The organism is Niallia sp. MER 6 (assembly GCF_023714395.1).
In the GTDB taxonomy this organism is placed as follows: domain Bacteria; phylum Bacillota; class Bacilli; order Bacillales; family Cytobacillaceae; genus Niallia.
The window spans coordinates 1-9,488 of the sequence record NZ_JAMAUK010000060.1 but is presented as its reverse complement, the minus strand read 5'-3'; the positions used below and the strand labels follow the sequence as shown (position 1 = coordinate 9,488).

At 36.6% G+C, this 9,488-nt stretch carries 11 protein-coding genes; 2 read left to right on the top strand and 9 right to left on the bottom strand.

The window, feature by feature from the left end; all coding sequences use genetic code 11:
* Nucleotides 1-160 precede the first annotated feature (160 nt).
* The 6 genes from M3600_RS27655 to M3600_RS27630 all read right to left on the bottom strand — a co-directional run bounded on the left by M3600_RS27655 (nt 161) and on the right by M3600_RS27630 (nt 5,793).
* Nucleotides 161-541, bottom strand: a complete 381-nt coding sequence (locus M3600_RS27655; RefSeq protein ID WP_237942519.1) for a VOC family protein — start codon at nt 539-541, stop codon at nt 161-163.
* Nucleotides 542-565: 24 nt separating this feature from the next.
* Nucleotides 566-1,126, bottom strand: coding sequence for a maltose acetyltransferase domain-containing protein (locus M3600_RS27650; protein ID WP_233315436.1), 561 nt, complete (start codon nt 1,124-1,126; stop codon nt 566-568).
* Between the two features lie 25 nt (nt 1,127-1,151).
* Entirely contained in the window at nt 1,152-2,351 is a 1,200-nt protein-coding gene (locus M3600_RS27645) for an MFS transporter (protein ID WP_237942515.1), read from the bottom strand.
* Between the two features lie 360 nt (nt 2,352-2,711).
* Nucleotides 2,712-3,899 (bottom strand): Ger(x)C family spore germination protein, encoded by a 1,188-nt coding sequence (locus M3600_RS27640; protein WP_251648406.1) that lies wholly within the window; start codon nt 3,897-3,899, stop codon nt 2,712-2,714.
* A 173-nt stretch (nt 3,900-4,072) separates the two neighbouring features.
* Complete coding sequence (locus tag M3600_RS27635; RefSeq protein ID WP_237942511.1) at nt 4,073-5,065, bottom strand: DUF3231 family protein; 993 nt, start codon at nt 5,063-5,065, stop codon at nt 4,073-4,075.
* 149 nt (nt 5,066-5,214) lie between these two features.
* Entirely contained in the window at nt 5,215-5,793 is a 579-nt protein-coding gene (locus M3600_RS27630) for a DUF6944 family repetitive protein (protein ID WP_233315440.1), read from the bottom strand.
* 179 nt (nt 5,794-5,972) lie between these two features.
* Between M3600_RS27630 and M3600_RS27625 the strand changes: the two genes are divergently transcribed.
* Nucleotides 5,973-6,182, top strand: coding sequence for a hypothetical protein (locus M3600_RS27625; protein ID WP_237942506.1), 210 nt, complete (start codon nt 5,973-5,975; stop codon nt 6,180-6,182).
* Nucleotides 6,183-6,276: 94 nt separating this feature from the next.
* On the opposite strand, the gene M3600_RS27620 is transcribed toward M3600_RS27625, so the two are convergent.
* Nucleotides 6,277-7,068: a phosphotransferase family protein gene (locus M3600_RS27620; protein WP_251648404.1), complete on the bottom strand. Its 792-nt coding sequence runs from the start codon at nt 7,066-7,068 to the stop codon at nt 6,277-6,279.
* Nucleotides 7,069-7,209: 141 nt separating this feature from the next.
* Here M3600_RS27620 and M3600_RS27615 point away from each other — a divergent pair, with 141 nt between their 5' ends.
* Complete coding sequence (locus M3600_RS27615; RefSeq protein ID WP_251648402.1) at nt 7,210-7,998, top strand: PhzF family phenazine biosynthesis protein; 789 nt, start codon at nt 7,210-7,212, stop codon at nt 7,996-7,998.
* Between the two features lie 251 nt (nt 7,999-8,249).
* Here the strand turns inward: M3600_RS27615 and M3600_RS27610 are convergent, their stop codons facing one another.
* Complete coding sequence (locus tag M3600_RS27610) at nt 8,250-8,633, bottom strand: DUF3221 domain-containing protein (protein ID WP_251648400.1); 384 nt, start codon at nt 8,631-8,633, stop codon at nt 8,250-8,252.
* A gap of 93 nt (nt 8,634-8,726) precedes the next feature.
* A complete protein-coding gene (locus tag M3600_RS27605; protein WP_251648398.1) occupies nt 8,727-9,275 on the bottom strand; it encodes a DUF4240 domain-containing protein in 549 nt (182 codons plus the stop codon).
* Nucleotides 9,276-9,488 lie beyond the last annotated feature (213 nt).

The window sequence follows — 9,488 nt, the reverse complement described above, 5'->3', positions numbered from 1 at the left end:
TCCCAATGTTGGTGTTTATCAAAAAATATTCTTCTCAATATATTGGTCTCCATAAAATGAAAATACCACAGCTTAAATGACTGTGGTAGACCCAAATTTTTATACTTTCTTATCTTTTAAAAAAAGCAGGCTGTCTTTAACGACAGCCCTGCCCTGCACATTATACAGTTAACTCTAACAAGTTCCCTTCCGAATCTTCTATAACACTTTCATAATAGCCGTCACCAGTAACCCGAGGACCGTTTACGTGACGGTAACCGTCATTTTTTAATCTGGCGGTCATATCATCCACTGCCTCCCTGCTTCCTAAAGAGATGGCAATATGAGCCCAGCCGAGTATTTCCTCGTTGCTCTTCTTATCAATACCTGCTTTGCGCATTATCTCTAATCTTGCACCTGAGTCAAATGAAAGAAAATAAGACTCGAATTCCTTTACTTTATTATGATACTTGCTTGATGACTTACCATTAAAATACTTTTCATAAAAAGCTTTCGTCGCTTCCAAATCATTGACCCAAATGGCCACATGCTCTATTCTCATTTCTGAATCACTCCGTTTTCTGTATCATAGTTCAATATATTTAATGATTCTTGCCGGATTTCCACCAACGACTGCATTGTCTGGAACATCCTTTGTAACAACCGCACCTGATGCAATAACAACATTATTCCCTACTGTCACTCCTGGATTAATAATCGCACTGCCGCCAATCCAGACATTGTTTCCAAATGTGATTGGTTTACCATATTCCTTGCCTGAATTTCTGTCTGTTGGATGGAGCGGATGTGTTGCTGTGTAGATTTGCACACCTGGAGCCAGCATGCAGTTGTCACCAAAACGGACTTCACACACATCAAGAATAGTGCAATCGAAATTGGCATAAAAGTTTTCTCCAACATAAGTGTTTCTTCCATAATCAAAACGGATATTAGGTTCCATATAAATGTTTTGTCCTGTTGCCCCAAGTAAGTCTTTTAACAATGCAGCCCGTTTTTCGCCCTCCGTTTCTATTGTTTGATTATATAGCCTTACCTTTTGTCTTGCTTCCTTACGCTCACTAGTTAGTACTGGATCTGCTGGATCATACATTTCTCCCGCAAGCATCTTTTCTTTTTCTGTTTTCATGACGAGTCCTACCTTTAATATGTTTTTATAAAGCAGTTTTTGTATTTCTTTTTAATAGTTGGTTCAATTTTTCAGAACATAACAGCATTGCCGCAGCAAAGATAATGATACAAATTGGAAAGATTCCAATTGTTAAAGAAGATGAAATAAACCCAACGAGCGGCGGCATGAAGGTTGTGCCAGTATAAGCTAATGCCATTTGGTAGCCCATGATCGTTTGTGAATGTCTCTTTCCAAAACGGGCAGGCGTTTCATGAAGCATACATGGGAAAATCGGTGCTAACCCTAAGCCTATAATGATAAAGCCTATTAGTGAAAACAGTGATGGCAGTGGTAACAATAATATGATTGCACCAAGCAAGGCAATTAATTGCCCTGAACGTATTAATGTTCGATTAGTCAATTTGAAGGTGATAAACCCTGTTAAAAACCTGCCCACAGTAATTCCTGCATAATATAAGGAAACCCATTGTGCGGCAGATGCGGCACTTAGTCCTTTCACGTTTACGAGAAAACTACTGCCCCATAGCCCTAATGTTGCTTCCACACCACAATAAAACAAGAACGTCGCCATAGCCAGTTTTACCCCTTTAACCTGTAAAGGCTTTAGCGCTTTTTCATCATCAACAGAAGCAGCTTCTAATAACTCTTCCTGTACAGATGTATTATGATTATTACCGACTCTTTTCCATAAAGGCAATGTGAACAAAAGAATGACTACTAATACAAATTGAATGGCAGAGATAACAAAATAGCCACTTCTCCACATATTTCCCTCTGAGATAAACTGAGCCATAATAATCGGGCCAAGAGTAGCCCCCACTCCCCAAAAGCAATGCAGCCAGCTCATATGATGGGCTTTATAATGAACAGCTACATAATCGTTCAAGCCTGTATCAACGGCCCCCGCTCCTAAACCAAGCGGGATAGCGCATACAATTAGCCAAACAACAGAGGGCGCAAAGCAAAATCCAAGCAAGGCAGCAGCTGTCATTAAAACACTGACAAATGTAACCTTGCCAGTTCCGAAACGTTTGAGCACCTTACCGCTGATTAAACTCGAGATAATTGTACCGCCCGCAATGACCATAAAAAGCAAGCCGGCAGTCTCAAGCGGTGCGCCAAGGTCTAATTGCATGACCGGCCATGCTGCCCCAAGCAGCGAATCCGGCAAGCCTAAGCTGATAAATGCCAAGTAAATAATGATTAATAGAAATAATGCCATAGTTAACCTCGCTCATCATTATTTTAGTAATTTATTTGCCGCTTCAAGGACTTTTTAAAACCATTTAATAAGTCTCCAGAAACTTATTAAACAACTTTAATAAGTTATGAAAATACTATAACATATAAAATTAGCCAATTCAATTACGATTATTAAATCCTCATTTTATAGTTATTTATATTACTATTCTAGATGATTAAATTTAATGTCTATTTTTAAGCAATCAATTCATTATTGTTACCTATACGATATTACTTTCATTATATCAGGGCTTTTTTAAAATATAGGATCCCTTTCTTTTCATATAAAAAAACAGCTGTAATCTGCAACTGAAATTTATTTTTAAATATACATTATTTTCTATTTCATGATAAGACGTTCATTTCTTAGTCCAGTTCTTTTTATTTCCGAATCAAAAATAATTTGGATCTTTGATTTTGCAAACCCCTCATCCCAATTATTCTTATATTTTTTAAAATGCTTGTAGTCTTGTTCTCTTAGCAGTTCTCCCAACCCAAATATGTCTGCATTAAAATCCTCTTTCATTTTTTCAATACTATCGGTTATTTCTTTTTCCATCAGAGTGTTAATTGCTTTTTCAAAGTCCTCAAAAGCATATGGCTTCTTAATATTAGTTAGGCATTGCGTCCCTAGGAGAAATCCCTCTGTTTTAACTTTTATTGTAAAGGTTGGTACCCCTTCCTTTTCTGCTGCAGTTACTTTTGTCAGCGAATTTGTAACACGATAGCCTATTTTTTTATCATCTTTCCCACACACAGCAGAAATAACGGTACTTTTAATATTATTTTGGACAAACAGCATATTTCTAACATCGTAGAAAGAGATATAACCAAGCAATTTACCACCTTTTATAATACCGAGAGAATCAACGTCTACTTTACTTTCAGGAGTTACACTTTTCATATTTTCAATATTGCCGCCTTTTTTCGGGTCTCCTCTAACCTTCATCGCTACAAGTACAGGCGTTTGTCCGTCAGAATTATAAATTCGAATAAAATCATTCAGCTTTAATTCAGGCACACCTCCCCAGTCTTTATACATGGATACGAGCTGTGTATAAACTTTTAAGGATGCACTTTTTTTGTACATGTTATTGACTTTTAATACATCGGCAGCATCGCCGCCTCTTGCGATAACTACTTCAAAATCATCGCGTATTTCCCGATTCCTATCCAAAAAATCCATAAATTCAAGCATGCCTTTTTCTGCTATTTCTTCACTAATCACTAACAGTCTCATATGGGAAAGTATAAAACTTTGTTCACTTGTAATATTAAATTTATGGGTAATCTCCGCAATCGTGTTACCTTCTAATGTCTGAACGTTTGCAGGAGCAAAGCCTTCCGCCGTACGAGGACTGACTTCTGAAGCTGCCGTAGTTTCAACAGTCAGTCTATATTTTTGATTATCACCCTTGTCCACCGCCATCCCTGTAACAATGGAAACATTCATCAATTCTTTCCGATCCCAACAACCGCTTAAAAGATTAACTAAAACAATCAATATTATTAATTTTGTGATTTTCAAAAAATCCCCTTCTTTAATCAGCGGCATTTTCGCTAGGAGTGAGACACTTCCATTTATTATGCTTTTATTTTGAATTTTTATCCGATACCACCAATTTACTTGCTATTAACAAATTAAAAAAGTAAACAAGGAAGCTGGACGGAGCTCCCTATGTTTTGCTATTTCCAGTTTAGTTAATTTCTGTCGGCTGACACTGGCGGCTGTTCTAACCACTCATGATCAATCATGATATTTGAACCGTCTTCAGAGAGCTTCAACACTTCCCCAATTAAACGCAGATAATCCGCAACTAAATCGCTTCTCTGACTTTCAGAAATAGATATTCCATAGTTGCCAATCCCAGCATAAACCATCAAACTAAAGTGGAACATCATGAGTTTATCCGAAAAAGGTGCTTCCATTGATTCTGTTATTTCGTGAACAGCAGACATGGGAGTCGGCAGTGAAGCCATTTCTAAATAACTGTCTAATACCTTCACATGCTTGATAGCAATTTCTTTCCCTCTTAAAAAATATTTACGAACCTTTTCATTTTTTGTAACTTGGCTAAAAGCCATCGCTAAGCATATTCCTGTATGATTTGTTTGGACATTAGCAAACAGATTGGTTACCTCAGTGCCAGATAGTACCCTCCTTCTGCCAAAACCTTCTAAAATAAAGGCTTGCTTATGTACGAACTCTAATTTTTCGGGATATGGAATAACAGGTGGACGAACTGCTATTCCTTTTTCTAATAACAGGCTAGTTATTTTATTATCAATTTCAATTGTCTCAGTTAGGCAAGCGGTAAAAAAAGTACGTATATCTTGACGGTAAGTGTTCTGCAATACTCTTCCATGTGTAGCTAGCCCGCCTTTAGACATATTTCTAAGATAAACTAAGTAAAAAGTATCTGAAAACAAGCGCTTAACATTTAAATTGACATCTTCCTCAGTAAATCCTTGGGGTATTTGAATTTTTTCCATTGAATATATCTGTCTAATAAATTCAACATGTTCTTCTGAGAGCTTCTTTGCATGAATAATAATTGATTTAATATCTTCATCTTCGATATGTTTAAGAAAATACTTAAAAACACAAATAGACATACTATCTGCAAGGAAGGTAGCCCATAAGTAGGACAATTCTGCAGCAGTTAATTTAATTCGGTCGTGATTTACTTCCATTTTACTCCTCCATCTTTATCCTTACTATTGGCCTTAATATTGTTCCCTTACTTTTCCTAAAAATATGTCCAAAAGTTAAAGTAAGCTGATTTTTTTGGATTTTTGACCAACGAATCTACATATAACAACTACTAATAGTCTGTAATAATTTATTCATTAATATTAAGCCGAATTTCCTCCAGCTCCTCTTGTATTTGCCCAATAAGGGAGATGACAGAACCTGCAGCTTGTATCCAGCTGCCAGCAACCCCTGTTTTACCTTGGTTTAAGTTATTTGTGTTTAACGCTTGCACACCACCTACAGCTTGTAACGAATTGCCGATTCCTTGCAGCAGATTACCGATAATATTCTCTGCCCTGCCCATTTCTGTTGAATCAAAGAATTCATCGGCAAGACCCACAAAGCTCCCTAAAGCTTGAAGCCAGTTACCAGTAATAATAAGTCTTTGCTCCGTTTCTGTATTAGAAGTTCCATAAAGGATCAGACCAGTAATGACTGTCGAATTACCAACAGCCTGGATTTCGTCCCCGATCTTTTCTAACGATACGGTTCCTTGACCATCAGCAGATAATGCACTCCCAGAAGCCTGCAGCACATTACCCACTAAGCGGAGTTCATAGTTTTGATTTTTGCTCAAATGAAAATCAGGAGTGCTCCCAATCGCAGCTTGGATCGTACCAATTGTAGAAAGAAGGGAACCGGTTATTTCTTTCCAATGACCGTTCATATAACACCATTCCAAATAAAGTAATTGATGTATCTTATTCGTCAGGCAGCTGTTTGGTTAGTGGAGTGATTCTAGTTAACGAGTGCAGAGCTTCGGACGTCCGTATTAGCAATATTGTTTATCCTTTTCATGTATGGGCCATAATGATTTTATAAACTAATTAGGAGGGATTTAAAAATATGAACAATCCTACTTTGAAAATAGCAATCGAGATAGATGACAAACAAAAGGAATATTTAGAAGTAATAAAAAATCAAATTAAAGAAAGACTGGTTGATTCTAATCAAGGCTATTTCAGCATAATTGATGAATCGAATGAAAATATATCTATAGCTTTTTCTCCTAATACTTATTCCATCCAAATGAATATGCTAGCATTAGAAAAATAATTTTGTGTCATCCAATAAAGCCTTCACATTACTGTGAAGGCTTTATTACCATATCGAGCTTATTTCATAGGCTCATTAAGAAGAGAGGGGAGCATTAAAAAAATTCATACAATCCATTTACATAAAAATCGTAAATATTTTCATCTATAATATTATCTCCATATCCTTTAAAAAATAGTTCTTTATCTCCTCTTTCATCAAAAATATTGGTTCTTGGCTGTACAGCTAAGGCTGCATCATATCTTGGATCGCCAAAATCCCCGCGTCCCCAATCAATGACACCAGTTATTTCGCCAGCAGACACTAATACATTATCAATCGTAAAATCTCCATGAATGAGCGTTGATACATAGCTTGTAGGTTTCGTTTTCTTCATTTTTTCTAATAACTCCTTATTTCCATCCACCTGATAATTTTCTAGGTAGAAGTCCGCCTCCTCTAGCATGCGGCTTAGCCAATGCGTGTTCCTTAGTTCACCAGGACATGGAGTGGCATGAATCTGAGCTAAAATTGCGCCAAAATTAGCCAATATTTTTCGCCTCTGCTCCTTATTTTCTTCTTTCGATAAAGCCGCTCTCACTGTTTCTCCCTCTATAAATTCAAGAAGAGCCCAGCATTCATTTAGCTTGGCTTGTTTTACATACTTTATCACTTTTGGAACAGGTAATGTTGTCTGATTACTTAAGCAGTTTAAAACAACTATTTCTTTGTCCAGCCATGAGCAATATAAGTCACCCTTTGCCCTTTTTAGCGCATAAGTTCCTTGTGTACTTTCAATTATTCCAACATCTGAGGTGCATCCCTGCCGAGGAAACTTAATTGATTTAATATTTTTAAGATAATCTGTTATAGCAGCTGGAATTTCCGTAGTTTTGATAGGCTGCATTCAAATCCCCCCCTATTTATTATGAAATAAATCCCCATAATTTATGGCTGTTTACAAATTTCACTTTTACTATTGATTGCATACAAGCTACATGATATTTTAATATTTATAATTATTCGAACCTTTAGGAGGCTAATAGTAATGAAATGTTATTTTGTCGATGCTTTTGCTGAAAAAGTATTTGAAGGAAATCCAGCTGCTGTGTGTATTTTAGAGAAATGGCCTTCTGATAATCTCATGCAGTTAATTGCCAAAGAAAATAATTTATCAGAAACTGCTTTTGCTGTAAAAACCGGTGAAAAATATCATTTAAGATGGTTCACACCAGGAGGAGAAATTGATTTGTGCGGCCATGCTACCCTTGCGACAGCTTTCGTTTTAGCCAATTTTTATACGAAAGAAGCAAAACAATGGATATTCCAAACACTAAGCGGTGATTTAACTGTATTAAAAAAAGGAGAATTATTTGAAATGGATTTTCCAAGCAGGATGCCAGCTAAAATAGACATCTCTAATAATATAATAAACGCACTAGGCGTTACTCCTGTTGTAGCCTATTTAGCGAGAGATCTTATGTTAGTTTTGGAAGATGAAAATAATGTGCTTCAAGCAACTCCTAGTTTCACTGCACTGAAGGAAATAGAAGACGGAGTCGGTGTCATCTTAACAGCTAAAAGCAATCAGTTTGATTTTGTCTCAAGAGCTTTTTTCCCGAAATTAAATGTTAACGAAGATCCTGTGTGCGGCTCTGCACATTGCCAGCTTATTCCCTACTGGTCAGAAAAATTAAACAAAACAGAAATGGTAGCAAGACATCTATCTGAGCGGGGCGGAACTTTATATTGCAAGCTGGATGGTGAGAGAGTCAGAATCAGCGGCTATGCTGTACTCTATTCTGTTGCAGAATTGCAATTAGGAGCAGACTATTAACAGGGGTGATATTCTATCACAGCATGCATAGTTAGCGCTGTACTGAAAGTTATATATTCATTTCCAAAAAACGGAAGCAGCATAAGCTGTAACTCAAATAACCAATGGACAATCTAATCGCTGATTGTTTTTTGGTTTTTTAAAGGAATTGTTGCTTTAATCACTCCATGCCTCAATCGTATTAACTCCTTTTCCAAAAAAGAATATTGATTTGGTTTGCTAAAAACACTGCTAACTTTTCTGTATACTTCCTATTCATCTACAATGGTTACCCAATAAGCATCACCACCGCCAGGAGCAGAAGCTTCAACTATCCCACTATAGTAAATTTTCACTTCTTGGCCTTGAGATAGATTTTTTATTACTTTATCAGGAATATAGGCTGGCATATCAAAAACAATCCCTTGGTATTCATACATCTTCCTTAATTCTCTTTTCGTTTTATTTGTGGTGTCTTCAGGGGAATATTCCTTAACCCATATGGAAGGGTGCCTATCTTGCTGATTATTTTGCTGAACTTCTAAAACGGTACCATGATAAATCGGGGTAACAGTGAAAAATAGCAAAACACCTATTGCTATTAGTCCTAATAACGCTGCTGCAATGATAAAAAAAAGTTTTCTTCGTTTTTTCAAAGTCACAGCACCTCCACCATTTTAAGCAGCGTCAATTCCAATTAATTAGAATCAACGCCGCGGCAGTGTCTAAAACATGCCCTTTATGTAAATTCATCCAAGAGGATCTTCTCCAAACCTGTTCCATAGTATTGGAAATAAACCCTCTAAATCTTCTTCTTCCCAATCAAACTCTATTTCTTTTGCAGGCTGTAAGTCCTTCTGATCAAGTGCTTCTAGAAACTCATCATAAATATTATCATTCCATTCTGTATCACCTGTTTTAATGAGACTATAAGCATCTAAGCCAGCAGAAAGCAATTCTTCATTTTGAGGGAAACCTTCTTCGTCAAGATTATCTTCGCTGATATACTCTGCTAGAAACTCAGGGTCTTTCAATACTTTATTGAACACTTCCTCTCCTTGTCCAATCAGCCATCCTCGAAAATAATCAAAAGCATCGTCAGAACATCCGCCCATTAATACATATGCCGCTCCCCATAGGCGAGATTGATAACTGCTATTCATCAGTGATTGGAAATGACATTCAAAATCTATCACTTCCTCTATTTTTTTCTGAGCTAGTTCCTCTATTAGCCATTCTGCTTGATCATCACCTGATTTAGACAATTCTATTAAGCTCCACAAGTCCTTCTGTTCCACTATAAAACCTCCATTATGTTTTATAAGTTTATGTTCGACATATTGTAAACGACTTCCTTCCACCATAAATTCAATATTGTTTAAGTTTGTTAAAGCCGATGTTAAAATCCTCAATATAGCCGGAATAAAATTCCCCATCTAAAATAGAACCATAGTTTGTTGAGAGGAGCTATGGTTCGTGAAGACAAGAGGGGAATTTTTTATGATTAAAGA